Annotated in this window: 20 protein-coding genes and 1 pseudogene; 13 read left to right on the top strand and 8 right to left on the bottom strand. The window is 59.1% G+C overall.

What is annotated here, in order from left to right; genetic code table 11:
* Nucleotides 1-255: 255 nt before the first annotated feature.
* The 3 genes from KFZ77_RS10045 to KFZ77_RS10035 all read left to right on the top strand — a co-directional run bounded on the left by KFZ77_RS10045 (nucleotide 256) and on the right by KFZ77_RS10035 (nucleotide 3,829).
* Nucleotides 256-1,875, top strand: a complete 1,620-nt coding sequence (locus tag KFZ77_RS10045; protein ID WP_264384065.1) for a peptide ABC transporter substrate-binding protein — start codon at nucleotides 256-258, stop codon at nucleotides 1,873-1,875.
* 545 nt (nucleotides 1,876-2,420) lie between these two features.
* Nucleotides 2,421-3,404, top strand: a complete 984-nt coding sequence (gene zntB, locus KFZ77_RS10040) for a zinc transporter ZntB (protein ID WP_264384064.1) — start codon at nucleotides 2,421-2,423, stop codon at nucleotides 3,402-3,404.
* A 275-nt stretch (nucleotides 3,405-3,679) separates the two neighbouring features.
* Nucleotides 3,680-3,829, top strand: a complete 150-nt coding sequence (locus KFZ77_RS10035) for a hypothetical protein (RefSeq protein ID WP_160165447.1) — start codon at nucleotides 3,680-3,682, stop codon at nucleotides 3,827-3,829.
* Nucleotides 3,830-3,861: 32 nt separating this feature from the next.
* On the opposite strand, the gene ttcA is transcribed toward KFZ77_RS10035, so the two are convergent.
* The 3 genes and pseudogenes from ttcA to KFZ77_RS10020 all read right to left on the bottom strand — a co-directional run bounded on the left by ttcA (nucleotide 3,862) and on the right by KFZ77_RS10020 (nucleotide 6,183).
* Complete coding sequence (gene ttcA / locus KFZ77_RS10030) at nucleotides 3,862-4,794, bottom strand: tRNA 2-thiocytidine(32) synthetase TtcA (protein ID WP_264384063.1); 933 nt, start codon at nucleotides 4,792-4,794, stop codon at nucleotides 3,862-3,864.
* An 80-nt stretch (nucleotides 4,795-4,874) separates the two neighbouring features.
* Nucleotides 4,875-4,952, bottom strand: a pseudogene (locus KFZ77_RS10025) (hypothetical protein); the annotation flags it as partial.
* A 148-nt stretch (nucleotides 4,953-5,100) separates the two neighbouring features.
* Nucleotides 5,101-6,183 (bottom strand): mechanosensitive ion channel family protein, encoded by a 1,083-nt coding sequence (locus KFZ77_RS10020; RefSeq protein ID WP_031519284.1) that lies wholly within the window; start codon nucleotides 6,181-6,183, stop codon nucleotides 5,101-5,103.
* Nucleotides 6,184-6,569: 386 nt separating this feature from the next.
* Here KFZ77_RS10020 and KFZ77_RS10015 point away from each other — a divergent pair, with 386 nt between their 5' ends.
* The 3 genes from KFZ77_RS10015 to dbpA all read left to right on the top strand — a co-directional run bounded on the left by KFZ77_RS10015 (nucleotide 6,570) and on the right by dbpA (nucleotide 9,143).
* Complete coding sequence (locus tag KFZ77_RS10015) at nucleotides 6,570-7,139, top strand: DUF4142 domain-containing protein (RefSeq protein WP_264384062.1); 570 nt, start codon at nucleotides 6,570-6,572, stop codon at nucleotides 7,137-7,139.
* Nucleotides 7,140-7,307: 168 nt separating this feature from the next.
* Nucleotides 7,308-7,688, top strand: a complete 381-nt coding sequence (locus KFZ77_RS10010) for a RidA family protein (protein ID WP_264384061.1) — start codon at nucleotides 7,308-7,310, stop codon at nucleotides 7,686-7,688.
* 81 nt (nucleotides 7,689-7,769) lie between these two features.
* A complete protein-coding gene (gene dbpA / locus KFZ77_RS10005) occupies nucleotides 7,770-9,143 on the top strand; it encodes an ATP-dependent RNA helicase DbpA (protein ID WP_264384060.1) in 1,374 nt (457 codons plus the stop codon).
* A gap of 155 nt (nucleotides 9,144-9,298) precedes the next feature.
* Here the strand turns inward: dbpA and nifJ are convergent, their stop codons facing one another.
* Nucleotides 9,299-12,823, bottom strand: a complete 3,525-nt coding sequence (nifJ, locus tag KFZ77_RS10000) for a pyruvate:ferredoxin (flavodoxin) oxidoreductase (RefSeq protein ID WP_264384059.1) — start codon at nucleotides 12,821-12,823, stop codon at nucleotides 9,299-9,301.
* 315 nt (nucleotides 12,824-13,138) lie between these two features.
* On the opposite strand from nifJ, the gene KFZ77_RS09995 reads away from it, so the two are divergent.
* Complete coding sequence (locus KFZ77_RS09995) at nucleotides 13,139-13,405, top strand: putative hemolysin (RefSeq protein ID WP_031519288.1); 267 nt, start codon at nucleotides 13,139-13,141, stop codon at nucleotides 13,403-13,405.
* A gap of 142 nt (nucleotides 13,406-13,547) precedes the next feature.
* On the opposite strand, the gene KFZ77_RS09990 is transcribed toward KFZ77_RS09995, so the two are convergent.
* Nucleotides 13,548-14,534, bottom strand: a complete 987-nt coding sequence (locus KFZ77_RS09990) for a 2-hydroxyacid dehydrogenase (protein WP_031519290.1) — start codon at nucleotides 14,532-14,534, stop codon at nucleotides 13,548-13,550.
* Nucleotides 14,535-14,745: 211 nt separating this feature from the next.
* On the opposite strand from KFZ77_RS09990, the gene KFZ77_RS09985 reads away from it, so the two are divergent.
* The 4 genes from KFZ77_RS09985 to KFZ77_RS09970 are packed head-to-tail and all read left to right on the top strand — an operon-like array spanning nucleotide 14,746 to nucleotide 18,256.
* The gene (locus KFZ77_RS09985) at nucleotides 14,746-17,388 is read left to right on the top strand and encodes a YdbH family protein (protein WP_264384058.1); all 2,643 of its coding nucleotides are present in this window, start codon (nucleotides 14,746-14,748) and stop codon (nucleotides 17,386-17,388) included.
* Nucleotides 17,385-17,576, top strand: coding sequence for a YnbE family lipoprotein (locus KFZ77_RS09980; RefSeq protein ID WP_031519294.1), 192 nt, complete (start codon nucleotides 17,385-17,387; stop codon nucleotides 17,574-17,576). The genes KFZ77_RS09985 and KFZ77_RS09980 overlap by 4 nt, the downstream gene beginning before the upstream one ends.
* Nucleotides 17,577-17,587: 11 nt before the next feature.
* Complete coding sequence (locus KFZ77_RS09975; RefSeq protein ID WP_264384057.1) at nucleotides 17,588-17,911, top strand: YdbL family protein; 324 nt, start codon at nucleotides 17,588-17,590, stop codon at nucleotides 17,909-17,911.
* 15 nt (nucleotides 17,912-17,926) lie between these two features.
* Nucleotides 17,927-18,256, top strand: a complete 330-nt coding sequence (locus KFZ77_RS09970; protein WP_031519297.1) for a hypothetical protein — start codon at nucleotides 17,927-17,929, stop codon at nucleotides 18,254-18,256.
* Nucleotides 18,257-18,313: 57 nt separating this feature from the next.
* On the opposite strand, the gene azoR is transcribed toward KFZ77_RS09970, so the two are convergent.
* The gene (azoR, locus tag KFZ77_RS09965) at nucleotides 18,314-18,919 is read right to left on the bottom strand and encodes an FMN-dependent NADH-azoreductase (RefSeq protein WP_031519299.1); all 606 of its coding nucleotides are present in this window, start codon (nucleotides 18,917-18,919) and stop codon (nucleotides 18,314-18,316) included.
* Nucleotides 18,920-19,158: 239 nt separating this feature from the next.
* Between azoR and hrpA the strand changes: the two genes are divergently transcribed.
* Together hrpA and KFZ77_RS09955 are read left to right on the top strand one after the other, a co-directional pair.
* Nucleotides 19,159-23,061, top strand: a complete 3,903-nt coding sequence (hrpA, locus tag KFZ77_RS09960; protein WP_264384056.1) for an ATP-dependent RNA helicase HrpA — start codon at nucleotides 19,159-19,161, stop codon at nucleotides 23,059-23,061.
* 112 nt (nucleotides 23,062-23,173) lie between these two features.
* Complete coding sequence (locus KFZ77_RS09955; RefSeq protein WP_264384055.1) at nucleotides 23,174-23,635, top strand: hypothetical protein; 462 nt, start codon at nucleotides 23,174-23,176, stop codon at nucleotides 23,633-23,635.
* 121 nt (nucleotides 23,636-23,756) lie between these two features.
* Here KFZ77_RS09955 and KFZ77_RS09950 read toward each other — a convergent pair whose 3' ends face one another.
* A complete protein-coding gene (locus KFZ77_RS09950) occupies nucleotides 23,757-25,127 on the bottom strand; it encodes an efflux transporter outer membrane subunit (RefSeq protein WP_264384054.1) in 1,371 nt (456 codons plus the stop codon).
* Nucleotides 25,124-26,206, bottom strand: a complete 1,083-nt coding sequence (locus KFZ77_RS09945; RefSeq protein WP_264384053.1) for an HlyD family secretion protein — start codon at nucleotides 26,204-26,206, stop codon at nucleotides 25,124-25,126. The genes KFZ77_RS09950 and KFZ77_RS09945 overlap by 4 nt, the downstream gene beginning before the upstream one ends.
* Nucleotides 26,207-26,221 lie beyond the last annotated feature (15 nt).

Genomic DNA, 26,221 nt, shown 5'->3' with positions numbered 1-26,221 from the left:
AGAAACTCAGTCGGTTATCTACGCAGTGTTAAGCAAAACCGCCGGTTCGGCAAGCGGACAGCCTGGTCAGCTTCACGCTTTTGACACGCATCAGCGCGGCCCGGCTCAGGATCTGTAATAAAGTATGACGGTTAAATGGCGCTCCGGTGGCAAATTGATGACGACGCACCGGGGATGCTGTGTAAAAATCAATGCATTAGCCTAATCTTCCGCGCCGCATATGGCGCGTTTCAGTCTGAATCAGAAGGGGATCGCATGAAATTATCGCTGGGATGGTCTGGTGTAGCGTTACTGGTGTCAGGCGCGATCTCCAGCGCCTGGGCCGCAGAGGTGCCGAAGGGCGCGACGCTGGCAAAAAAGCAGGAGCTGGTACGCCATATAAAAGATGAACCGGCCTCACTGGACCCGGTAAAAGCCGTCGGCCTGCCGGAAATTCAGGTGATCCGCGATCTGTTTGAAGGCCTGGTGAATCAGGATGAGAAAGGGAAGCTGATCCCCGGCGTCGCCACCCGCTGGCAGAGCAACGACAACCGGGTCTGGACCTTTACGCTGCGCGATAACGCGCGCTGGTCGGACGGTACACCGGTGACCGCTGAGGATTTTGTTTACAGCTGGCAGCGGCTTGTCGATCCGAAAAACACCTCGCCGTTCGCCTGGTTTGCCGCGCTGGCCGGGATCAGTAATGCCCAGGCGATTATCGACGGCAAGCAGACGCCCGATAAGCTCGGGGTAAAAGCGGTGAATAAAAATACCCTGACGGTACAGCTCGACAAACCGGTGCCGTATTTCCCTAATCTGGCAGCAAACTTTGCGCTTTATCCGGTGCCGAAAACCGCGATTGAGAAATTCGGTAACGACTGGACCAAACCCGGTAATCTGCCAGGTAACGGCGCTTACGTGTTACAGGATCGCGTGGTGAATGAAAAACTGGTGGTGGTGCCCAACACCCACTACTGGGATAACGCCAGAACCGTACTGCAGAAGGTAACCTTCTTGCCGATCAACCAGGAGTCGGCAGCCACCAAGCGCTACCTGGCGGGGGATATCGATATCACCGAATCCTTCCCGAAAAACCTCTATCAGAAACTGCTGAAGGATATCCCCGGCCAGGTTTATACCCCGGCGCAGCTGGGCACTTACTATTACGCTTTCAACACGCAAAAAGGGCCAACCGCCGACGCGCGGGTGCGGCTTGCGCTCAGCATGACCATCGATCGTCGGTTAATGGCGGAAAAAGTGCTGGGGACCGGCGAGAAACCGGCGTGGCGCTTCACCCCGGATGTGACCGCTGGTTTCACGCCGCAGCCGTCACGCATGGAAGAGATGAGCCAGCAGGAGCTGAACGCCGAAGCCAAAACGCTGCTGAAAGCCGCAGGCTACGGGCCGGGCCGCCCGCTTAAGCTGACGCTGCTGTATAACACCTCTGAGAACCATCAGAAAATCGCCATCGCGGTGGCCTCGATGTGGAAGAAGAATCTTGGGGTTGATGTGAAGCTGCAATACCAGGAGTGGAAAACCTATATCGACAGCCGTAACACCGGCAATTTCGACGTGATCCGCGCCTCCTGGGTCGGGGATTACAACGAGCCTTCCACCTTCCTGTCGCTGCTGACCTCGACCCACAGCGGCAACATTGCGCGCTTCAGCGATCCGGCTTACGACAAGGTGATCGAGCAGGCCAGCATCGAAACCACCGATGCAGCACGCAACAAAGATTACAACGAGGCGGAAAATATCATCGCCAGCAAGGCGCCAATTGCCCCCATCTACCAGTACACCAACGGGCGACTGATCAAACCCTGGCTGAAAGGTTACCCGATCGATAACCCGGAAGACGTGGCCTACAGCCGCACCATGTACCTGCTCGCGCACTAAATTATCCTGCTTGTGAGCGGTCTCGTAGGGCGGGTAAGGCTGTGCCCCCGCCACTGCTGGGTTTCCAGATGTGAGTGTTGAGGGCATAAAAAAACCACGCCTGCGGGCGTGGTTTTGTGTCTCTGATGCTGAAAGAAACCCGGCGTAAGCCGGGCACCTCAGGCTATCATCATCAACAGATCAGGTGTTATCCGGCGCTCTTTTTTTATCTTACCGGACCCTCCAGCGGAGGAATAAAAGGCATATAACCCGCTGCGGATGGCATTACCCGCAGCGAAGCGAGTCAGACGCTATCGCGTTTTCCAACACCGGGCAAGTGGCGACGCTGCCGGCATAAGTTAAGCGCGACGCGGAAAACAGGGTGCGCGGCGGGTTTATCAGTGATTGTGGGGGCCATAGCCATAAAGCGTGGCATAACATAGAGCAGCGCATCGCCAACCAGGCATAAAATTTTTTTGCCGCAGCCGCTACAAACGGCAGTACTTGCGTCGCTAACTGGCCGGGCTAGACTACAGCATCACGCTGAGATGAGAAGAAGAGGGAACGTGGAGACAATCAAAGGTAGCGACCTCAACGTACCGGATGCGGTATATGCCTGGATACTGAATGGAAAGGGCGGTGTGACGCCGCTGGAAAACGCCGACGTTATCGATAAAACGCACCCGTGTTGGCTGCACCTCAACTACACCCAGCAGGAGAGCGCCCAGTGGCTGGCGACTACGCCGCTGCTGCCGAACCCGGTACGCGATGCGCTGGCCGGGGAGAGCACGCGTCCGCGCGTGTCGCGCATTGGGGAAGGGACGCTGATCACCCTGCGCTGCATTAACGGCAGCACCGATGAGCGGCCGGATCAGCTGGTGGCGATGCGGCTTTACATCGACGAGCGGCTGATCGTTTCCACCCGCCAGCGCAAGGTGCTGGCACTGGACGACGTTATCCACGATCTCAACGAAGGCACCGGACCGGAAAATATCGGCGCCTGGCTGGTGGACGTCTGTGATGCGCTGACCGATCACGCCAGTGAATTTATCGAGCAGCTGCATGACCGGATTATCGATCTGGAGGATAACCTGCTGGACGAGCAGTTCCCGCCGCGCGGTTTTCTGGCGCTGTTACGCAAACAGCTCATCGTTATGCGCCGCTACATGGCCCCGCAGCGCGATGTGTATGCGCGGCTGGCCAGCGAGCGCTTCCCGTGGATGGACGACGATCAGCGCCGCCGGATGCAGGACATTACCGATCGGCTGGGGCGCGGGCTGGATGAGATTGACGCGTGCATAGCGCGCACCGGCGTGATGAACGATGAAATCGCGCAGATGATGCAGGAGTCGCTGTCGCGCCGCACGTACACCATGTCAGTGATGGCAATGGTGTTTCTGCCGTCGACCTTCCTCACCGGGCTGTTCGGGGTCAACCTGGGCGGTATTCCTGGCGGCGAATGGCATCTGGGTTTTAGCGTTTTCTGTACTATGTTGGTGGTATTAGTCGCGGGTGTTATCTGGTGGTTACATCGAGGTAAATGGCTGTAAAATGACACGTTTTTTACTGCGAGGAGCCACGCAAATCCGCCAAACCTTGAGCGATATCAATAATTCATACGGATAACTGCGGCAATATCTTTCCCGCAGGTGAATGCAACGTCAAGCGATGGGCGTTGCGCTCCATATTGTCTTACTTCCTTTTTTGAATTATTGCATAGCACAATTGATTCGAACGATGCCGACGTGAATGTCGGCTTTTTTTTGCCTCTTTTCCAGGAGCATCTACCCTTAATAGACGGGCAGAGAAAACAGAGGAGGCAATGATGACGCATCATCTATTACGCATGAGCGACCCGGTGCCCACCGATCCCGTGCCGGTGCCAGATCCCATCCCGAAACCGCAGCCGATACCCGATCCACCGCTGGAGCCGGACCCAAAACCCATCGTCGATCCGCCGCCACACATGCGCTAGCCATTAAAAAGCCCTCCGAAGAGGGCTTTCTGTTATTTGATTTCCAGGATATCGAGCCGCTGGTGCGGACGCTCATCGTCCTCTTCAGGCTGCCAACTGGCGGGGGTCATCGGGATATCTTCCCGGTCAAACGCCAGATCGCCGCCGTCCACCACGTCTGCGCCGTGGCGAATACCTTTGAAGTCGAACAGGTTAATGTCGCTCAGGTGCGACGGCACCACGTTCTGCATGGCGCTGAACATGGTTTCGATGCGGCCCGGATAGCGTTTATCCCAGTCGCGCAGCATATCGGCGATGACCTGACGCTGCAGGTTCGGCTGGGAACCGCACAGGTTGCACGGAATAATCGGGAAGCCTTTCGCCTGGGAGAAGCGCTCAATATCTTTCTCGCGGCAGTAGGCGAGTGGACGAATGACGATATGTTTCCCGTCATCGCTCATCAGCTTCGGCGGCATGCCTTTCATCTTGCCGCCGTAGAACATGTTCAGGAACAGGGTCTGCAGGATGTCGTCGCGGTGGTGGCCGAGCGCAATTTTGGTCGCGCCCAGCTCGGTTGCGGTGCGATACAGAATGCCGCGACGCAGGCGTGAGCAGAGCGAGCAGGTGGTTTTGCCTTCGGGGATCTTCTCTTTCACGATGCCGTAGGTGTTCTCCTCGACGATCTTGTACTCAACTCCGAGCTTCTCCAGGTACTCCGGCAGAATATGCTCCGGGAAGCCAGGCTGTTTCTGGTCGAGGTTCACCGCCACCAGGCTGAAGGAGATAGGCGCGCTTTGCTGCAGATTGCGCAGGATCTCCAGCATGGTGTAGCTGTCTTTGCCGCCGGAAAGGCAGACCATAATGCGATCGCCATCTTCAATCATGTTGAAATCGGCAATAGCCTCGCCGACGTTACGGCGCAGACGCTTCTGCAGTTTGTTGAGGTTGTACTGCTCTTTCTTGCTAATATCTTGATTATCTTGCATTTACGCGTGTCTCTGACCACTGAAGGGCGCGTCGCCGCGCCGGATAAACGGTTCGTTACTGCCGCCGCTCATCGATAAGTAAAAGTATGCCGCGTATGGTACGGATTCCGGCGGCGAATACCAGCGCGTTTTATGGCAGCGTTGCATCTGGCTTCAGGACGGGATAAAGCGTAACAGGGGTTTTGGTGTAATCATTAGCAGAAAGAAATTTGCTTCGGATATGGATGTGAGCAGAGTGCTTTCCCGGCACAACGCTGCTATCTGGTTCGGCATCACTTGCCCTCAAAAAGCGCAAAACCAGAACGCTTAATGACTCAATTCCGCATTTTCCGTCGGACCGATCAGCGTGGTTCTTACATGCGGCAGACTCTGCGGATAATTTTGCTGAATAAACTCAATCATTTTTTCCCGCACGTAGCAGCGCAAATCCCAGGCGGTAGGGGAGTTTTGGGCAGTCATCAGCAGCCTGATGGTCATGGTTTTTTCCGTGGTCTCGGTAACCTGAAGCACCTGGGTTTGCTGATCCCACAGCGGGGTTTCACTGAGCACTTTTTCGAAGTGCTGGCGCAGCGGCGCGAGCGGCATGGAATAATCCAGATAAAGAAAAACAGAGCCGAGAATTTGTGCGTTATTACGCGTCCAGTTCTGGAACGGATTTTCGGTAAAGTAGGTAATTGGCAAAACCAGCCGACGCAGATCCCAGAGACGAACCACAACGTAGGTCAGATTTATCTCCTCAATCCAGCCCCACTCCTTTTCAACCACCACGGCATCATCAATTTTAATTGGCTGCGTGAAGGCTATCTGAATACCGGCAAATAAATTGACAAGGGATTTCTGTAGCGCAAAACCAATGATGATCCCCGCCACCCCGGCACCGGCCAGAATAGTGGTGCCAAATTTCCGAATGCCAGGGAAACTGAGTAAAATAAGCGAAAGACATAGCGTCACCAGCACCACAATAGCGACCTTTTTCACATACATTATCTGCGTGCGTATTTTGCGGGCGCGTAGGTTATTGGAGATAGTAATGTCGTAGCGTATAAACAACATCTCCTCAGCCACATTAATTAAGCGGATCAGCACCGAGCAAAATGATAAAATAATAAAAATATTGGTTGTTGTTTTTATAAAGCCAAGCGATTCGGGTTCGATATTGACATAATTTACCCCTACGCTTATCAACAGCAGGGGGATAAACAGAAACATTGACCCGCGAAGGTGTTTTTCAAGTGATTTGAAGAGCTTTCGATCGCGGCTTTGCCAGTAGCGGATGAACTGGAGCAGGATAAATCGCGTCAGAAAACCCACCGCGAGCGAGAGCGTGACGAGCAATACAGCAGGCACCCATGCCGGAGCGCCAGATAACTCACCAAATAAAAATGGCATTCTTTCCCCTTATATTCAGCCAACAACCCTGATAATCAGCGCTGTAAAAACAGTCAACCTGTTTACCTGATTAGCACACATTATCAGATGAAAAATATGAAAAACGAGCCGCATCGGTATAGAGAATTATCTGGAAATTACTACTGCGCGCTTCAGAGCGATATGCACTAAGAAGCGCTACTGTGCGCTATGTCTGCGGTTTAACGCGTTTTTGCCGCTGCGTTGTTTTCGTCAGCTTCTGGCGTCGTGCGTTGAGAACCATAAGCTAAATTGCTGGCTGAAATCGCTGATGCACTACACTGACTATTGCAGTAATAATTTCCTCAGAAGGCTGAGCAGGTTAATTACCTGACGCCAGCCTTACCGATGACTATCAGGAGAACGACATGCAAAAGCGTAAGACCCTGAAAGGACTGCTGGCGGTATCAGCAGTAGCAGCAATGTTCAGCACGGCCGGCGTATATGCTCAGAGCCCGGCCACCGCCGCGCAAAGTGGCGCTGCAACCCAGACTGAATCGAGCGCTAAGCTCAGCGCCGGTGACGAAAAAGCGCTGGTGGACATGGCGCAGGCCAATATCAATGAAATTGCCGCCGCCAAAATCGCGCTGAACAAAGCCCAAAGCAGCGACGTTAAAGCTTTCGCTCAGCGGATGGTCGATGACCACGGGGCTGCCCTGGCGAAAGTCCAGCCGGTCGCCCAGCAGAAGGGCGTGACGTTGCCGACTGAACCGGACGCCATGCATAAAACGATGGCCGCCGAACTGGAGAAACAGAGCGGTGAGGCCTTCGACAAAATGTATATGGAAAATGCCGGCACCAAAGACCACGAAATGGTGCTGTCGAAGTTGCAGAGTGACGCCAAAAATATCAAAGACCCGGACGTGAAGGCGCTGGCCGATGCACATACGCCGGTGGTTGAGCAACATCTGAAATCCGCCCAGCAGATGACGAAATAAGTTTTCGGCAGGCACAGGGTTCTGCAACCCGGAAACTATTTTGTTGAAGGGTTGCAGACCGCGACAGGCACACAGATCCATTATCATCACGCTTTCACCTCCTTATTGCACATGACCGGACGAGACGGCTATGGTTGACGCCTGTTCCCTCCCTTCATCGAGGCACCCATGATTCATCTGGAACGTAAAACCTATTCGCAGCTCGGCACCATCACTGCGCCCTATGTGCATGCGGTAAAACACAAGGACACGCTGTATGTCTCCGGCCTGACAGCGTTTGGCAGCGCGGCGCAGGGCGGGGATGTTGCCCGTCAGGCGGAAGAGGTTTTTCGTCAGCTTAAGGTGATTGCCGCAGCGGAAAATACCACGCTGAGCGCGCTGATTAAGGTCACCATTTTTATTACTGTGGTTGAAAGCCTGCCCGCGCTACGTGAGGTACTGTTCGCTAATTTCGAGGATCACCTGCCGGCCAGTTCCCTGGTGCAGGTCAGCGCGCTATTTTCACCGGATCTTAACGTTGAAATCGAGGCGATTCTGGCGCTCGACTGAGCCGCGCGGGCAAGTTTCATGACCGCAACCCGCGAGTCTGCTAGCATACGCGTCAGTCCTGTATACCTTGAGAATTCTGACGTGACATCTTTTTCCGACTTAAACGCCTTACCTGAAGCCCAGCTCGCCAACCTCAACGAGCTGGGTTACCTCGCCATGACCCCGGTTCAGGCCGCAGCGCTGCCCGCTATTCTTGCCGGAAAAGATGTTCGCGTGCAGGCGAAAACCGGCAGCGGCAAAACCGCCGCCTTTGGCCTTGGGCTGCTGCAGCACATTGATGCCAGCCAGTTTATCACCCAGTCGCTGGTGCTCTGTCCAACCCGCGAACTGGCGGATCAGGTGGCGAAAGAGCTGCGCCGTCTGGCGCGCTTTATGTCTAACATCAAAATCCTCACCCTGTCCGGCGGTCAGCCGTTCGGCGTGCAGCGCGATTCGCTGCAACACGCCCCGCACATCATCGTCGCCACGCCAGGGCGTCTGCTTGATCATCTCGAAAAAGCCACCGTGCAGCTCAATGCCCTGCAAACGCTGGTGCTGGACGAAGCCGACCGCATGCTCGACATGGGCTTCGCTGAGGCGATCGATGACGTGATCCGCCATGCGCCGGCGTCGCGCCAGACGCTGCTGTTCTCTGCGACCTGGCCTGCCGGCATTGCCGCCATCAGTAAACGCGTGCAGCGCGATCCGCAGAGTATTGAGATCGACACCGTGGACGAACTGCCGGCGGTGGAGCAGCACTTCTATGAAGTGTCGCGCGGTGCGAAAACCGGGCTGCTACAGGCTCTGCTCAGCAAGCACCAGCCCGCGTCCTGTGTGGTGTTCTGCAATACCAAAAAGGATTGTCAGGCGGTGTGCGATGCGCTGAATGCCCGTGGTCAGAGCGCGCTGGCGCTGCACGGCGATATGGAGCAGCGCGACCGCGACCAGACGCTGGTGCGTTTTGCTAACGGCAGCAGCCGCGTACTGGTGGCCACCGACGTGGCCGCGCGCGGGCTGGACATCAAATCGCTGGAGATGGTGATCAACTACGAGCTCTCCTGGGACCCGGAAGTACACGTGCACCGCATCGGGCGCACCGCCCGCGCCGGCGAGAGCGGGCTGGCCATCAGCTTCTGCGCGCCGGAAGAGGCGCAGCGTGCGGCGGTGCTGGCAGAGATGCTGAACCTGTCGCTTAACTGGCAGAGCGCGCCGACGGGCGGGGCGGTGAAACCGCTGGAAGCCGCGATGGCGACGCTGTGCATTGACGGCGGGAAAAAGGCGAGGATGCGTCCGGGCGATATCCTCGGGGCGCTGACCGGTGACATGGGGCTGGACGGCGCAGACATCGGCAAGATCGACATGCATCCGATCCACTCCTACGTGGCAGTGCGCGAGTCGGTGGCACGTCACGCGTGGAAGCAGTTGCAGCAGGGTAAAATCAAAGGCAAGTCGGTGAAGGTGCGGTTGCTGAAGTAATCCGGTCGGTAAAGCGGTGGGTGCGCTGCGCTTACCCACCCTACGATTATGTAATCGGGGCGCTGCGATTGCCCATTCTGAGATTGTGCAATGGGTGCGCTGCACGTAGCGCACCCACATTCATTTCCGCCGCTCTCCGGGAGCGGCGTTCTGCGTTACTCGCTTGCCGCTTTCTCCGCTTTGCCCGCCAGCTGCGCCAGAAAATCGTAGCGCTTCTGCAGGTCTGCGGCGGCATCCTTCCATAACTGTTCGGCGACCTCCGGCTGCTGCGCGTTCAGGCGGCGGAAGCGCTGCTCTTTCATCAGCGTATCGGCCAGCGCATCCGACGGCGGGCGTGAATCCAGCGCCAGCGGGATTTTCCCTTCGTCTGCGCGACGCGGATCGAAGCGATACAGCGGCCAGAAACCGGTCGCCGTGAGCTGGCGCATCTGGTCATGGCTGAGCGCCAGGTCGTAACCGTGCTCCTCACAGGGGCTGTAGGCAATAATCAGCGACGGTCCCGGATAGGCCTCGGCTTCCTGAATCGCTTTCACCGTCTGGTTAAGCTGTGCACCGAGGGAGATCTGCGCCACGTAGACGTGGCCGTACATCATCATGCTGACGCCCAGATCCTTACGCGCTTTACGTTTCCCGTGCTCGCCAAACTTCGTTACCGCGCCGAGCGGCGTGGCTTTGGACGCCTGACCGCCGGTATTGGAATAGCACTGGGTGTCGAGCACCAGAATATTGACGTTCTCGGTCAGACTCATCACGTGATCCAGCCCGCCAAACCCAATGTCGTAGGCCCAGCCGTCGCCGCCAATCAGCCAGATCGATTTCTCCACCAGCGCGTCGGCGTCGGTCAGCAGCTGTGCGGCGCTCGGGTCACCCTGCAGCAGGGCGCGCAGTTGCGCCACCTGTTCCCGACGCACTTCCGGTGCCGCGTCGGCGCGCAGGGCATCTACCAGTTCAGCAGGCAGCTTATCAGCCTGGGCCTCCAGCAGGCGCAGCACGCGCTGCTTGTGCTGATCCACCGTCAGACGGAAACCGAGGCCAAACTCGGCGTTATCCTCAAACAGCGAGTTAGCCCACGCTGGCCCGCGTCCGTTAGCGTCGGTGGTGTATGGGGTGGAGGGCAGGTTGCCGCCGTAAATGGACGAGCAGCCGGTGGCATTAGCGATTAGCAGGCGGTCGCCGTAAAGCTGGGTCAGCAGCTTGATATACGGCGTTTCACCGCAACCAGAACAGGCTCCCGAGTACTCAAACAGCGGCGAGATCAGCTGCGAGGTGCGAATGTCGATGCGTTCAAGGCTGGTGCGGTCGATCTCCGGCAGGTCGAGGAAGAAATCGTAGTTAACCTTCTCCTCCTCAACGTGTTCAAGGCGCGACATCATGTTGATGGCTTTGATCTCCGGGTTCTGGCGATCTTTCGCCGGGCAGACTTCGACGCACAGGTTGCAGCCGGTGCAGTCCTCAGGCGCGACCTGCAATACGTATTTCTGGCCGCGCATATCCCGGGATTTCACGTCCAGCGACTGGAGTGAATCCGGCGCAGCCGCAAGGGCGTCAGGCTGAACCACTTTGGCGCGGATCGCCGAGTGCGGGCAGGCCGCCACGCAGTGGTTGCACTGGGTACAGATCTCCGGTTTCCAGATGGGGATCGCTTCGGCGATGTTGCGTTTCTCCCAGCGGGCGGTGCCTACCGGCCAGGTGCCGTCCGGCGGCAGAGCCGAGACCGGCAGCGCGTCGCCCAGACCTGCCAGCATGGCGGCGGTCACGGTTTTGACAAAGTCTGGTGCAGCATCGGACACCACCGGCGGGCGCAGCGGGCTGTCGGCGTTTACCGTTTCCGGCGGCACCTCGAACAGCGATTCACGCGCCAGAGCCAGCGCCTGCCAGTTGCGCTCGACCAGCTCCAGGCCTTTGCTGCTGTAGCTTGTGGCAATCGCGCCCTGCAGCGCCGTTAACGCGCTGTCTCCGGGCAGAATGTGGGTGAGATGGAAAAATGCCATCTGCATAACGGTGTTAATACGCGCTCCAAGCTGGCACTCGCGGGCGATTTTCGCAGCATTGATGACGTAAAGCCGCGCATGGCGGTTGACCAGCGTCGCCTGCACCTCCTGGGGCAGCCGCGCCCAGACTTCATCGGGTGAATAGGGGGTATTGAGCAGGAAAATCCCGCCGGGCTTCAGGCGCTCTGCCATCTGATACTTGTCGATAAACTGCAATTGATGGCAGCCAACGAAGTCGGCTTTATCGATCAGGTAGGCCGAGTTGATCGGCCGCTCGCTGACGCGCAGATGCGACACCGTCAGGCCGCCGGCCTTTTTCGAGTCGTACACGAAGTAGCCCTGGGCATAGAAGGGCGTGGCGTTGCCGATAATTTTGATGTTGTTTTTGGTTGCCGACACGCTGCCGTCGCTGCCCAGTCCGTAGAACAGCGCTTCGAGCTTCGCGTGAGACGGCAGGGTGTTCTCCGGCAGCGGCAGGGAGAGGTGCGTCACGTCATCATAGATGCCGACGGTGAAGCGCGGTTTAGGCTTCGCTGCGCGCAGCTCGTTAAACACCGCCAGCACGCAGTCCGGGCCGAACTCTTTAGATGACAGACCATAGCGCCCACCGATCACCCGCGGCAGGGTTTCACGCTCGCCGGCGTTATACGCTTCCGCCAGCGCGGTCATCACGTCGAGATACAGCGGTTCCGCCAGCGCCCCCGGCTCTTTGGTGCGATCCAGCACCGCGATGGTTTTCGCGCTCTGGGGCAGCGCCGCCAGCAGGTGCGCGGCGCTGAACGGGCGATACAGCCGCACTTTCAGCACGCCGACTTTCTCACCGCGGCTAAGCAGTTCATCCACCACTTCTTCGCAGGTGCCGATGGCCGAGCCCATCAGCACGATCACGCGTTCTGCCTCCTGGTGGCCGTAATACTCAAACGGGCGATAGCTGCGCCCGGTGGTTTCGGCAAACGCCGCCATCGCCTGTTCAACGTGCTGGTACACCGCGTCGTACCAGGGATTGGTGGCTTCGCGCGACTGGAAGTAAGTGTCCGGATTCGCCGAGGTGCCGCGGATAACCGGATGCTCGGGATTCAACGCCCGGGCGCGGTGCGCATCGATCTCCGCCTGCGGCAGCAGGCTGCGCAGCGTATTGTCGGCCAGCGGCACGATTTTGTTGATCTCATGTGAGGTACGGAAGCCGTCGAAGAAATGAATAAACGGCACCCGGCTTTTCAGCGTGGCGATATGGGAGATAAGCGCAAAATCCTGCGCTTCCTGCACGCTGCCGGCGCACAGCATGGCGCAGCCGGTCTGGCGCACCGCCATCACGTCAGAGTGATCGCCGAAGATAGAGAGCGCGTGAGTGGCGACGGTGCGCGCCGCGACGTGCAGCACAAACGGCGTCAGCTGACCGGCCAGTTTGTAGAGCGTCGGGATCATCAGCAGCAGACCCTGGGACGAGGTAAAGGAGGTGGAGAGCGCCCCGGTCTGTAATGCGCCGTGTACCGCGGCAATCGCTCCGGCTTCGGACTGCATCTCCACCACGCGCGGCACATCGCCCCAGACGTTCTTCAGGCCGTTTCCGGCCCAGGCATCCGCCTGTTCCGCCATCGTCGAACTCGGCGTAATCGGGTAGATAGCAATCACTTCGCTGGCGCGAAATGCCACCGAAGCCACTGCGCCATTGCCGTCAGTTGTGATCATAAAGAGATCCTCACATTGCGCAAAAGGAGAGGGGCGCGTGATACCGCAACACACCCTGTAATTATGGGGGAATTTTAGCAAACGGGTGCGGCGGCAATTTTCGCTTTTGTGTCCTTGCCGCCACAAAACGCAGGGGTAATAGTGGCTGTGCGCTGCTTCACAGAAACAAGCGAAACCGGAATAATCCGATGCGGGTCAAAAAAACGGCAGAAAGGCGCTGCAACGCTGTGTAAATTTTTCACCGCGCCTCGACAGCACGCCGCCGGGCTGCATAAGATGCAGGGGTTTTGCGTATTTCATGATGAGGGGAGATCTATGCGCGCGGCGTTTTTAGTGGGGTGTGCGGCACTTTTATTATCGGCTTGCAGCAGCGAGCCGGAACAGCAGGCAACGGCGGCGCATGTCGCGCCAGGGATGCGGGCAGCGCTGTCAGAGAGCGCGGCAGCAAACTGCGCGATGGCGGGTGGCGTGGCGCTGGCGGCGCGTCAGTTAGATGGTTCATCAACCGGTATGTGCGCGATGCCGAACGGCAAACGCTGCAGCGCCAGCGCGCTGGCATCCGGGAGCTGCGGTAGTTTTTGATCCCCGTGTCGCGTAGAGGAAAAGGTGGGTGCGCTTTGCTTACCCACCCTACGCAGAGATAAAGGCAGCTGCGTATCGCTTATCCAATCTACAGTAAGTGGGAATGACGGGCGGAAGCGCGATGTCGCCTCCACCCGGAGCATCAGAGCTCGTTGGCGCAGGGCTCGCCTTTTTCCAGCTGGCTCAGGTTCTGCAGCGTGGTTTCCGAAATGCTGATCAGCGCTTCTTCGGTCAGGAAAGCCTGATGACCGGTAAACAGCACGTTGTGGCAGGCTGACAGACGACGGAACACGTCATCCTGAATGACGTCATTCGATTTATCTTCAAAGAACAGATCGCGTTCGTTCTCATACACGTCCATCCCCAGTGCCCCGATTTTCTGGCTTTTCAGCGCGTCGATCGCCGCCTGAGAATCCACCAGACCGCCACGGCTGGTGTTGATGATCATCACCCCGTCTTTCATCTGGTCAAACGCGCTGCGGTTCAGCAGGTGATAGTTCTCCGGCGTCAGCGGGCAGTGCAGGGTGATCACGTCAGACTGGGAGAACAGCGTTTGCAGATCGACGTACTCCACGCCCAGCTCCAGTGCGGCGGCGCTCGGGTACGGGTCAAACGCCAGCAGGCGCATACCAAACCCTTTCAGAATGCGCAGGGCGGCAACGCCAATTTTCCCGGTCCCAATCACTCCGGCGGTTTTGCCATGCATGGTAAAGCCGGTCAGACCTTCGAGCGAGAAGTTGGCGTCACGGGTGCGCTGATAGGCGCGATGAATACGACGGTTCAGACACATCATCATGCCGATAGCATGTTCCGCCACCGCTTCAGGGGAGTAGGCCGGAACGCGCACCACATGCAGGCCCAGCTCTTTCGCCGCATCCAGATCGACATTGTTGAAACCGGCGCAGCGCAGGGCGATAAACTTCACGCCAACCTTTTTCAGCTCTTCCAGCACCGGGCGGCTACCGTCATCGTTCACAAAGATGCATACGCCGTCGCAGCCGTGGGCCGTTTTTGCGGTTTTCTCGGTGAGCAAAAAGTCATAGAAATCGAGTTCGAAGCCATATTCCTGGTTAACATGCTCCAGATACTTTTTGTCGTACTGTTTCGTGCTATAAATCGCCAGTTTCATAAGACTTTCTCCAGTGACGTTTTGGTCACGTTAGCATGGTTAAAATTTTCTTACAAATTCTAAAAAAAGATTTATGGAGCAGGTGGTTACCTCTAATTTTAGGTCAACTACGCTTACCCGGAACCCTCTGCTTCAACTGAAGGGGCAAACATGCCAGAATAACGCGACTCACTGGCAAAAATTATTCGCTTATTCAGGATATTAACTGCCCATGACGGGTAAATACAAAGCCATTATCGCCACTGCGCTGCTGATTGTGCTTTCGCTGCTCGCACTTCTCCATACCACGGCGTACTGGCTGCCGGGGTTCGCTGGCCTGTGGCTGCCAAAAGGTACCCGCATCGCACTGGAGTCCAGCCCGCGCCTGACCCGCAATGCGATTGTGATACCCGATCTGCGTTATCTCGCCGGAGAGTGCGAACTGGCCCGCGTTGACAACGCTATCCTGCGCCATCCGAGCCGCTGGCAGCTTGATGTCGACACCCTCACGCTTAACAGCGCCTGTCTGAGCCAGCTTCCGGAGAGCGATACGGCTGCCAGTGCGCCGCGCACCCTGGCTGAATGGCAGGCGATGCTTCCGCGCAGCTTCCTTAACGTTAACCATTTTTCACTGGCGCCCTGGGATCAGTATGCCGGGACGCTCTCCGTGGCGCTTAGCCCGGAAACACAGCAGCTGAGCTTTCAGGGCGAGCGGCTCCGCGTCAAGGTTGCCGTGAAAGGGCAGACGCTGACCCTCAGCCAGTTTGAGCTGCCGCTGTTCGACGGCGAACCGCCGCTGGCGCTGGCGGGCGACCTGACGCTCGGGCTGATGCCGGACGGGCTGCCGACCCAGGGCAGCCTGCGCACCTCGCTGCATCTGCCGCGCGAGCCGCGCGATGCCACCGCGGAGCTGGAGTGGGACGCCGATCGCGGTCAGCTGATTGTGATGGCCCCCGACGCAGAGGATCCGCTGCTCGATCTCCCCTGGACCGCCAGCGTCGGGGCGTTAACCATCAGCGACGGGCGCTGGAGCTGGCCGTATCAGGGGTTCCCGCTCAGCGGGCGGGTGGCCGTCAGGGCGCGGAACTGGCAGCAGGGGCTTGAGCATACCCTGTTTGATGGCCGGCTGAACGTGGTGACCCAGGGCCGCGCCGGGAAAGGCAACGCGGTACTCAATTTCGGGCCGGGCCGGCTGAGCCTTACCGACAGCGCCATGCCACTGCGCCTGACCGGGGAAGCGAAACAGGAGGCGATGATCTTCTACGCCGGGCTGCCGGGGGAACTCAGCGGCCCGCTGCTGACGCCTACGCTGCGTTTTCATCCCGGAGCGCTGCTGCGCTCCCGTGGCCGGGTGATCGACGCGCTGAATATCGATGAGATCCGCTGGCCGCTGGCAGGGGTGACGCTGACACAGGACGGCGTGGCTGGCCGCCTGCAGGCCATTTTGCGCGCCCACGAGGGCGGCACCGGCGACTTCACCCTGCATCTTGACGGCCAGGCCAGCAACTTCTTACCCGACAAAGGCCTGTGGAACTGGCGCTACTGGGGCGAGGGGAACTTCACGCCAATGCAGGCGGCCTGGGATGTGGCCGGGCGCGGGCGCTGGCAGGACAGCACCATTGAACTGACCGCGCTTTCCACCGGTTTTGACCAGCTGCAGTACGGCAGCATGACCATGACCACCCCGCGTCTGACGCTCGCCGAGCCGCTGCGCTGGGTGCGCGACCCGGCTGCGCCGTCATTCACCGGCGATCTGCGGCTCAACGCCGGCGAAACCCGCTTCAGCGGCGGTAGCGTCCTGCCGCCGTCGGCGTTCACCTTTGCACTGAAGGGCAGCGATCCCACCTCGTTTAATTTCAGGGGCGATCTGCGCGCCGGGGTGATTGGCCCGGTACGGCATCACGGACGCTGGGACGGCGAACGGCTGCGCGGCGAAGCCTGGTGGCCAAAGCAGCAGCTGACGGTGTTTCAGCCGTTGCTACCGCCGGACTGGGAAATGGCGCTGCGCGACGGGTCGCTTTACGCCCAGGTAGCCTTTTCCGCTGCCGCCGGGCAGGGGTTTGAAGCCGGCGGTCACGGCGTGCTGCGCGACGGCAGCGCCTGGATGCCGGATAACAAAATCGACGGCGTGGACTTTGTGTTGCCGTTCCGCTTCAGCGCCGGCACCTGGCATCTTGGCACCCGAGGGCCGGTGCGCCTGAAGATCGGTACTATCGAAAACCAGATTATTGCCCACAACTTCACGGCCTCCTTACAGGGCTGGTATCCCTGGAGCGAGGCGCAGCCGCTGGGGTTGAGCGACGTCAGCGTCGAGGCGCTCGGCGGCACTATCACCATGCAGCAGCTGCGGATGCCGCAGCACGATGCCGCCCTGGTGCGGGTGAATAATATCTCCACCAGCGAGCTGGTGAGCGCGGTGAATCCGAAGCAGTTTACGCTCTCCGGCCCGGTGAGCGGGGCGCTGCCGCTGTGGCTTGAGCACCCGCAGTGGATCATTAAAGATGGCTGGCTCGCCAATCCGGGGCCGATGACGCTGCGTCTGGATAAAGACACTGCGGATGCCATTGCGAACGATAACGTGGCTGCCGGGGCGGCCATCAACTGGCTGCGCTACATGGAGATCTCGCGCTCCTGGACACGCATCGATCTGGATAATCTCGGCGCGCTGCGTTTGCAGGCCAGCATTACCGGTACCGGCAAGGTGCAGGGCAAAAGCAGCACCGTCCATCTGAACTACAGTCACGAAGAGAATCTTTTTACCCTGTGGCGCAGCCTGCGCTTTGGCGATAATTTACAGTCCTGGCTTGAGCAAAACCTCTCGTCGCAGCCTTCGTCCTGCGCCGCGCCCGGGGCCGTTTGTGAGGAAAATAAATGAAACGACTTGCTGCCGGAGTGACGGCGCTGATGGCGATTGGGCTGACAGGCTGTACGCCGCGCATTGAAGTGGCCGCGCCGAAGGAGCCGATCACCATCAATATGAACGTTAAAATTGAGCATGAGATCCACGTTAAGGTGGATAAAGACGTCGAGACGCTGCTCAAAAACCGTAGCGACCTGTTCTGAGGAGGGTGGCGATGAAACTGACAGTGAAATCATGCTTGCTGGCGCTGGTGATGGTCAGCCCGCTGGCGTTTGGCCTGACGCTGGATGAAGCCCGCCAGCAGGGGCGCGTCGGCGAGACGCTGAGCGGCTATATCGCGCCGCTGAAGCAGGACAGCGACACCCAGGCGCTGGTAAAACAGATTAACGCCGCCCGGGCCGAAAGCTATCAGGCGCTGGCGGACAGCAACAATATCGCCGTGGACGACGTGGCGCGTATGGCCGGGCAGAAGCTGGTGGCCAGAGCGCAGCCGGGAGAGTACGTGCGCGGCATCAACGGTAAATGGCTACGCAAATAGCCAGAGGAGATCGACATGAGCCATCAGGAATACAGCCTCGCGCTGGGTGACGTGAATCCGCAGGATCGTGCTGCGCTGAGCGCGCTGATAACCGACAACGCCCCGCTGTTTAAGCGCTTTGTGATGTCGGCCTTTCCCGATGATATGCGGTACGCGTACGAGCCGGACACCTTCAGCGTAACCGCTATCGACGACACGCAGTTCAGTTTCAGCTGCTGCGTACACTATTTCGAGCCGTGCGCCGACCGCAATATGCACGATCGCCATGACTATCAGGTGCCCTACGCGCTGCGCGACGGCACGCTGGTGTTCAGTCTCGATGAGACCCGCTGGGTGGTTGAGTAAACGACGGGCAAAAAAAAGCCGCCGGTGTGTGGCCGGCGGCGATTTTATCAGCGGGAATTACGCAGCGATAACGCTGTCGATCGCGGCTTTCGCGTCGGCGTTGGCTTTGGTCGCCACTTCCGGACCGTAGGCGATACCTTCAGCAAACACGAAGTTCACGTCGGTGATGCCGATGAAGCCCAGGAACAGGGTCAGGTACGGGGCAATCAGATCGCTCGGGGTATCTTTATGGATGCCGCCGCGGCTGGTCAGGACCACTGCGCGCTTACCGGTGACCAGACCTTCCGGACCGTTCTCAGTGTAGCGGAAGGTCACACCGGCGCGGGCAACCAGGTCAAAGTAGTTTTTCAACTGGGTCGGGATGTTGAAATTGTACATCGGTGCCGCAATAACGATCACATCATGGGCTTTCAGCTCAGCAATCAGTTCATCGGAGAGGGCCAGCGCATCCTGCTGACGTGGGGTCAGCGGCGCATCGGAAGGACGCAGCGCGCCTACCAGCTCACCATCCAGTACCGGGATTGGGTTAGCAGCCAGATCGCGCACGGTGATTTCATCGTCGCTATGCTTTTCACGCCACTGGTCAACGAAATAGTCGCTAAGCTGACCAGACGTTGAATAACCTGCCAGGATGCTGGACTTCAGAACCAATACTTTGCTCATGGGTGATTCCTTTTTATGTTTGGTTATCAGGGCCGTTGCCCTTCGCTTGCTGACACTCTAAGCACATTGCCTGTGCAGTGATAGCGCAATATATCGAAGCCTATGTTCGAATTTATTGAACAAGGCTTCCGGCATTACCACCTGCCTTTCAGGGAATTCCCGCCGACAGGCGTGGGATATGATATTCTGCAGGGTATCTGTTTCAAAAAAACACTGGCAGAAAGCTGCCCAATAATACGATGAAAGAACACGAGAATTTTTCCCTTACGGGCCTTTACCAGCAGCTCGACACGCTGATGCTGCGCGACAAGCAGCGTTTTGCGCGCCGCCTGCAGGGTACAAAGAAAGTTAAAAATCCTGAATCTCAAAAGGCAGTGATGAGTGAGCTGGCACGCGAGATCGCCGCCGCCGCCAGCAAAGTCGCGCTGCGTGCCGCCGCGCGTCCGGAAATTGTCTATCCGGATAACCTGCCGGTCAGCCAGAAGAAGCAGGCGATTCTGGAGGCGGTGCGCGACAACCAGGTGGTGATCGTCGCCGGTGAAACCGGGTCCGGTAAAACTACCCAGCTGCCAAAAATCTGCCTTGAGCTGGGGCGCGGGGTAAAAGGCTGGATTGGCCATACCCAGCCGCGTCGTCTGGCGGCGCGCACCGTGGCGAACCGCATTGCCGAAGAGCTGAAAACCGAGCCGGGCGGCGCGGTGGGCTACAAGGTGCGCTTCAGCGATCACGTCGGGGATAACACCCTGGTGAAACTGATGACCGATGGGATACTGCTGGCGGAGATCCAGCAGGATCGGCTGCTGATGCAGTACGACACCATCATTATCGATGAAGCGCACGAGCGCAGCCTTAACATCGACTTTCTGCTTGGCTATCTGCGCGAGCTGCTGCCGCGTCGTCCCGATCTGAAGGTGATCATCACCTCGGCGACCATCGATCCGGAGCGCTTCTCGCGTCACTTCAACAATGCGCCGATCATTGAAGTGTCGGGCCGCACGTACCCGGTTGAGGTGCGCTACCGCCCCATCGTGGAGGAAGCGGATGATACCGAGCGCGATCAGCTGCAGGCGATTTTTGATGCGGTGGACGAACTGGGCCGTGAAAGCGCCGGGGATATCCTGATCTTTATGAGCGGTGAACGCGAAATCCGTGACACCGCAGACGCGCTGAATAAGCTCAGCCTGCCGCATACCGAAGTGCTGCCGCTCTACGCCAGGCTCTCCAACGCCGAGCAGAACCGCGTGTTCCAGTCCCATACCGGGCGGCGTATCGTGCTGGCGACCAACGTGGCGGAAACCTCGCTCACCGTGCCGGGCATCAAATATGTAATTGACCCCGGTACCGCGCGCATCAGCCGCTACAGCTACCGCACCAAAGTGCAGCGTCTGCCGATCGAGCCGGTTTCGCAGGCCTCGGCGAACCAGCGTAAAGGGCGCTGCGGCCGCGTTTCGGAAGGCATCTGTATTCGTCTTTATTCGGAAGATGACTTCCTGTCGCGCCCGGAATTCACCGATCCGGAAATTCTGCGTACCAACCTGGCATCGGTGATCCTGCAGATGACCGCGCTGGGGCTGGGGGATATCGCCGCGTTTCCGTTCGTGGAAGCGCCGGACAAACGCAACATTCAGGACGGGGTGCGGCTGCTGGAGGAGCTGGGCGCGATCACCACCGATGAAACCCAGAGCGTTTATAAGCTGACCGCTCAGGGCCGCCAGCTGTCGCAGCTGCCGGTGGACCCGCGTCTGGCGCGTATGGTGCTGGAAGCGAGCAGGCACGGCTGCGTGCGCGAGGCGATGATCATTACGTCTGCGCTGTCGATCCAGGACCCGCGCGAACGCCCGGTAGACAAGCAGCAGGCTTCGGACGAAAAACATCGCCGCTTCCACGACAAGGAGTCCGACTTCCTCGCCTTCGTCAATCTGTGGAACTACCTCGGCGAGCAGCAGAAAGCGCTGTCATCGAACCAGTTCCGCCGCCTGTGCCGCACCGATTACCTGAACTATCTGCGCGTGCGCGAGTGGCAGGATATCTACACCCAACTGCGCCAGGTGGTGAAAGAGCTGGGTATTCCGGTTAACAGCGAGCCGGCGGACTATCGCGCGGTACACACAGCGCTGCTTACCGGCCTGCTGTCGCACATCGGTATGAAAGACAGCGACAAGCAGGAGTTTACCGGCGCGCGCAATGCGCGGTTCTCGATTTTTCCAGGCTCCGGGCTGTTTAAGAAGCCGCCAAAGTGGACCATGGTGGCGGAGCTGGTGGAAACCAGCCGCCTGTGGGGCCGCATCGCCGCGCGTATTGAACCCGAATGGGTGGAGCCGGTGGCGCAGCATCTGCTGAAACGCTCGTACAGCGAGCCGCACTGGGAGCGGGCGCAGGGTGCGGTGATGGCGACGGAGAAGGTCACGGTGTACGGCCTGCCGATCGTGGCGGCGCGCAAGGTGAACTACAGCCAGATCGATCCGGCGCTCTCGCGTGAACTGTTTATTCGTCACGCGATGGTGGAGGGGGACTGGCTGACCCGGCATGCGTTCTTCCGCGAAAACCAGAAGCTGCGCGCTGAAGTTGAGGAGCTGGAGCACAAATCCCGCCGCCGCGACATTCTGGTGGACGACGATGCGCTGTTTGAGTTCTACGATCAGCGCGTCGGCCACGAAGTGGTCTCTGCCCGACACTTTGACAGCTGGTGGAAGCGAGCGAGCCGCGAAACGCCGGATCTGCTCAACTTTGAAAAGAGCATGTTGATTAAGGAGGGCGCGGAGCAGGTCAGCAAGCTCGACTACCCGAACTTCTGGCATCAGGGCAACCTGAAGCTTGGTCTCAGCTATCAGTTCGAGCCGGGCGACGCCGCCGATGGGGTAACGGTGCATATCCCGCTGCCGCTGCTTAACCAGGTGGACGACGCCGGGTTTGAGTGGCTGGTGCCGGGCATGCGCCGCGAGCTGGTGATTGCGTTGATTAAGTCGCTCCCCAAACCGGTGCGCCGCAACTTTGTGCCGGCGCCCAACTACGCTGAGGCGTTTTTAGGTCGCGCCACGCCGCTGGAGCTGCCGCTTCTCGACGCGCTGGAGCGCGAGCTGCGCCGGATGACCGGGGTGACCATCGACCGCGACAGCTGGCAGTGGGATCAGGTGCCCGATCACCTGAAAGTCACTTTCCGCGTGGTGGATGAGAAAAACCGTAAGCTCAGCGAAGGCAAAGATCTTGCCGCCCTGAAAGAAGCGCTGAAGGGCAAAGTGCAGGAGACGCTGTCGGCGGTGGCGGATGACGGCATCGAGCAGAGCGGGCTGCATATCTGGAGCTTCGGCGCGCTGCCGGAGAGCTACGAGCAGCAGCGCGGCAACTATAAGGTGAAAGCCTGGCCGGCGCTGGTGGACGAGAAAGAGAGCGTTGGTATCCGGCTGTTTGATAACCCGCTGGAGCAGCAGCAGGCGATGTGGCGCGGGCTGCGCCGTCTGCTGCTGCTGAATATTCCTTCGCCAATCAAGTACCTGCACGAAAAGCTGCCGAACAAAGCGAAGCTGGGGCTCTACTTCAACCCGTACGGTAAGGTGCTGGATCTGATTGACGACTGCATCTCCTGCGGCGTGGACAAGCTTATCGCCGAGAACGGCGGGCCGGTATGGAGCGAAGAGGGCTTTACGCAGCTGCACGAGAAGGTGCGCGCCGGGCTGAACGATACCGTGGTAGAGATTGCGAAGCAGGTCGAACAGATCCTGACCGCGGTATTCAGCATCAACAAGCGCCTGAAAGGGCGCGTGGATATGACGATGGCGCTGGGCCTGTCGGACATTAAAGCCCAGATGAGCGGGCTGGTGTATCGCGGGTTCGTTACCGGCAACGGCTATAAGCGACTCGGGGACACGCTGCGTTACCTGAACGCCATCGAAAAACGGCTGGAGAAGATGGCGGTGGACCCACACCGCGATCGCGCCCAGATGCTGAAAGTCGAGCAGGTGCAGCAGGCGTGGCAGCAGTGGCTTAATAAACTGCCGCCGGCGCGACGCGATGACGACGACGTGCGCGAGATCCGCTGGATGATTGAGGAACTGCGCGTCAGCTTCTTCGCCCAGCAGCTCGGTACGCCGTACCCGGTGTCCGACAAACGCGTGCTGCAGGCAATGGAGCAGATCGCGGGCTAGCGGCAGACGTAACAGGTGGGTGCGCGCTGCTTACCCACCCTACAAAACTCGATTTTCTGTTACCGTAAGGTTTACACTGCGCGTCGTTATATTTGACTTAAGGATAAGGAAAATGGCGATCAATGCGCGCAGTTTATTGGAAGAAGTTTGCAGGAAAACACGGGTTTTTCAAGGCCGTTATCTGGTGCCAATTCTGCTGATTGCTATTGTGTTTGGTATCTACAAAGCACTGCAATTTTCACCGTTAGAACAGGAGTTGATCGGTAAGGTAAAGGTTGATGACAGGGTAGCGCTATACATCACTGAAGCCAGCGCTGGTGCTACTACCGACTATTCATACCGCTTTTATCTGGGTGAGGCATCACAAGACGATAAAACCTTTATGGCGAGTCTGGAGGATGGTGATCAGCCTTTTATGATCACCACGGATAAAGAGGCATTAAAGAAGGTTAAGGATGGCGCGATTTATCTCTCAGTGAAAGGAACTATCTATACCTTCCACAGCCCGGCATTGTACCGTAGCCATGGTGAAATTTACTCTGTGCCCGTTTACCTAACGTCATCCCCTTTCTGAAAATCATCCAGCTAGCTGGCCTGAAAGGTGGGTGCGCGCTGCTTACCCACCCTACAAAATAACGGTATGCCTCTCGTAGGGCGGGTAAGCGCAGCGCATCCGCCGTAAGTTCAGGCAGGCGTCATCCCTGCCAGCCGCCCCCTAATGCCCGGTAAAGATCGATCTGCGCCAGCAGCAGATCGTTGCGGGTTTGCACCACGTTGAGCTGGGTGGCGTAGAGCGTGCGCTGGGCGTCAAGCTCTTCCAGGAACGAGGAGTAGCCGTTGCGATAGCGGTTGTGGGCGATGCGCAGCGTTTCCTGCGCTACCTGCTCCTGGCCTTCCAGTTCGCTGAGCTGTTCACCCAGGCGGCGGATAGCGTCCAGACTGTCGTTTACCTCGCGAAACGCATTGCGCACCGTGCTCTCATAGCCGTACAGCGCCTGGTTGCGCTGGGACATGGCAATATCCACCTGGGCGTTCAGCGTATCGCGGTTCAGCAGCGGGGCGAGCACGCTGCCCCCGACACTCCACAGCCGCAGCGGATTATCCAGCAGTCCGGCCAGGGTATCATCCTGATAAGTGCCCGACGCGCTGAGGCTCAGGGAGGGCAGCAGCTTCGCTCGCGAGGCGGCCAGCGTCTGATCCGACGCCAGCAGCGTCTGCTGCGCCTGCACGATATCCGGACGACGTTCCAGCAATGATGAAGGCAGCTGCGCCGGCATGCTCAGCGGTGTCAGCGCCGCAAAATTGCCGCCGCGCGACACGCCCGCCGGCAGGCTTCCCGCCAGCACCTGCAGCGCGTTCTCTTGCTGGGTGATCTGGTGTTGCAGCTGCGGGATCTGCGCCCGGGTAGCGCGCAGCTCTGAATCGGCCTGCATCAGCTCCAGCCGCGACGAGTACCCGGTTTCATACTGGCGCTTCGCCAGCTGCCAGGCGTTTTCCCGCGCTTTCAGGGTGGACCGGGTAATGCGCAGCTGTTCATCCAGCGCCAGCAGGGTGATATATCCGGCTGCCGTCTGGGACGCGACGCTGAGATCTGCCGCCGCCGCCGCCGATTTTTGTGCTTCCAGCGTCAGGGTTGCCGCGTCGATATTGCGGCGGGTTGCCCCCCAGAGATCGACATCGTAGCTGGCGGTTAATCCACCCTGATAGCGCGTGCCGTGGGTCGGCAGGCCGGTCGCCGCCGACTGCGAGCGGGCGCGGGTCACCCCGAGACTGGCATCCAGCGTCGGCCACAGGGCGCTGTCCGCGGCGGTCACCCGGGCCTGATACTCATCAATCCGCGCGCGGGCAGTGAGCACGTCGCTGTTGTAGCGCAGCGCCTGTTCAACGAAACGGTTGAGCTGCGAATCATGGAAATTACGCCACCAGAACCCCTCCACCGGGCTTTCCGGCCCGATGCCGTCGCGCCACTGGGCGGGGATGGTGAGCGAGCTTTGCGCCTGCTTAACCTGCGGACTGTGGCAACCCGCCAGCAGCAGCGCCAGCGCAATGGCAGTCAGGCGCCTCATTGGGGCTTCTCCAGGGTATCAATGGTCACCTGTACCGACATCCCCGGACGCAGGCGCGCTTTGTGGTTCGCATCGCCCATCACCGCAATGCGCACCGGAATGCGCTGGGCGATTTTTACGAAGTTGCCGGTAGCGTTATCCGGGGTGATGGCGCTGAACTCCACGCCGGTGGCCGGGGAAATGCTCTCCACCCGGCCGCTGAAGGTTTCGCCGTTAAGCGCATCGACGGTGAAGGTGACCGGCTGGCCCACGCGCACCTCTGCCAGCTGGGTCTCTTTCAGGTTGGCGATCACCCAGTGCTGCGGTGGCACCAGGGTAGTGAGGTGCGTGCCTGCCGCCACGTAGGCACCGAGGCGTACTGAGATCTGCCCGAGCTGGCCGTCGCGCGGGGCGACGATGCGGGTGTTCTGTAAGTCGATACGCGCCAGCTCCAGCGCCGCGCGGGCGTTAGCCACATCCGCTTCCAGTCCGGCGCGGTTCACAATCACGGTTTGCAGATCCTGACGCGACATCTCCAGCTGCGCCTTGGCCTGATCGATACTGGACGCCCCCTGAGCGGCGCTGGCCAGGGCGGCATCGCGTTCGCGGATGGAGAGCGAGCCGTCGGACGTCAGCTCGCGCACGCGCTTCAGATCGGCCTGATTTTTCTGGTTCTGGGCGCGGGCATTGCTCAGCGCGGCTTCATCCCGGGCAATCACCGCCTCGGCGCTGCGGCGCTGTTGCAGGTTGTTGGCGAGCGTCGCTTCGCGCATCGCCAGCGTGGCGGCCGCCTGATGCACACGTTGCTGGTAGATGCGGTCGTCAATGGTCATCAGCACATCACCTTTTTTCACTACCGCGAAGTCCTGCACGTTGACCGCCGTGATGTAGCCGTTCACCTGCGGGCTGATAAAGGTGGTCATGCCGCGCACGTAGGCGTTATCGGTAAACTGCGTGTGGCGGGTAAAAGGGGGCAGCTGCCAGGCATACAGGATCACCAGTACGCCAACGATGCCGATAGCCGCGGCGGCAAAAATGGAAACCACGCGCAGGTTACTGCGGGTACTGGCCTGCTCTTTAGCGGCGTCCTGCTGACTCATACAAACTCCGGAATT

The sequence above is a fragment of the Siccibacter colletis genome (assembly GCF_025914095.1).
GTDB lineage: Bacteria > Pseudomonadota > Gammaproteobacteria > Enterobacterales > Enterobacteriaceae > Siccibacter > Siccibacter colletis.
This window is presented reverse-complemented; position numbering and strand designations above follow the sequence as displayed.

Bases quoted from the DNA above. Each gene is read 5' to 3' on its own strand.
- KFZ77_RS10045 (WP_264384065.1), top strand. From the start codon at position 256: ATGAAATTATCGCTGGGATGGTCTGGTGTAGCGTTACTGGTGTCAGGC.
- KFZ77_RS10035 (WP_160165447.1), top strand. From the start codon at position 3,680: ATGACGCATCATCTATTACGCATGAGCGACCCGGTGCCCACCGATCCC.
- ttcA (WP_264384063.1), bottom strand. From the start codon at position 4,794: ATGCAAGATAATCAAGATATTAGCAAGAAAGAGCAGTACAACCTCAAC.
- KFZ77_RS10020 (WP_031519284.1), bottom strand. From the start codon at position 6,183: ATGCCATTTTTATTTGGTGAGTTATCTGGCGCTCCGGCATGGGTGCCT.
- KFZ77_RS10015 (WP_264384062.1), top strand. From the start codon at position 6,570: ATGCAAAAGCGTAAGACCCTGAAAGGACTGCTGGCGGTATCAGCAGTA.
- KFZ77_RS10010 (WP_264384061.1), top strand. From the start codon at position 7,308: ATGATTCATCTGGAACGTAAAACCTATTCGCAGCTCGGCACCATCACT.
- nifJ (WP_264384059.1), bottom strand. From the start codon at position 12,823: ATGATCACAACTGACGGCAATGGCGCAGTGGCTTCGGTGGCATTTCGC.
- KFZ77_RS09995 (WP_031519288.1), top strand. From the start codon at position 13,139: ATGCGCGCGGCGTTTTTAGTGGGGTGTGCGGCACTTTTATTATCGGCT.
- KFZ77_RS09990 (WP_031519290.1), bottom strand. From the start codon at position 14,534: ATGAAACTGGCGATTTATAGCACGAAACAGTACGACAAAAAGTATCTG.
- KFZ77_RS09985 (WP_264384058.1), top strand. From the start codon at position 14,746: ATGACGGGTAAATACAAAGCCATTATCGCCACTGCGCTGCTGATTGTG.
- KFZ77_RS09980 (WP_031519294.1), top strand. From the start codon at position 17,385: ATGAAACGACTTGCTGCCGGAGTGACGGCGCTGATGGCGATTGGGCTG.
- KFZ77_RS09975 (WP_264384057.1), top strand. From the start codon at position 17,588: ATGAAACTGACAGTGAAATCATGCTTGCTGGCGCTGGTGATGGTCAGC.
- KFZ77_RS09970 (WP_031519297.1), top strand. From the start codon at position 17,927: ATGAGCCATCAGGAATACAGCCTCGCGCTGGGTGACGTGAATCCGCAG.
- azoR (WP_031519299.1), bottom strand. From the start codon at position 18,919: ATGAGCAAAGTATTGGTTCTGAAGTCCAGCATCCTGGCAGGTTATTCA.
- hrpA (WP_264384056.1), top strand. From the start codon at position 19,159: ATGAAAGAACACGAGAATTTTTCCCTTACGGGCCTTTACCAGCAGCTC.
- KFZ77_RS09955 (WP_264384055.1), top strand. From the start codon at position 23,174: ATGGCGATCAATGCGCGCAGTTTATTGGAAGAAGTTTGCAGGAAAACA.
- KFZ77_RS09950 (WP_264384054.1), bottom strand. From the start codon at position 25,127: ATGAGGCGCCTGACTGCCATTGCGCTGGCGCTGCTGCTGGCGGGTTGC.
- KFZ77_RS09945 (WP_264384053.1), bottom strand. From the start codon at position 26,206: ATGAGTCAGCAGGACGCCGCTAAAGAGCAGGCCAGTACCCGCAGTAAC.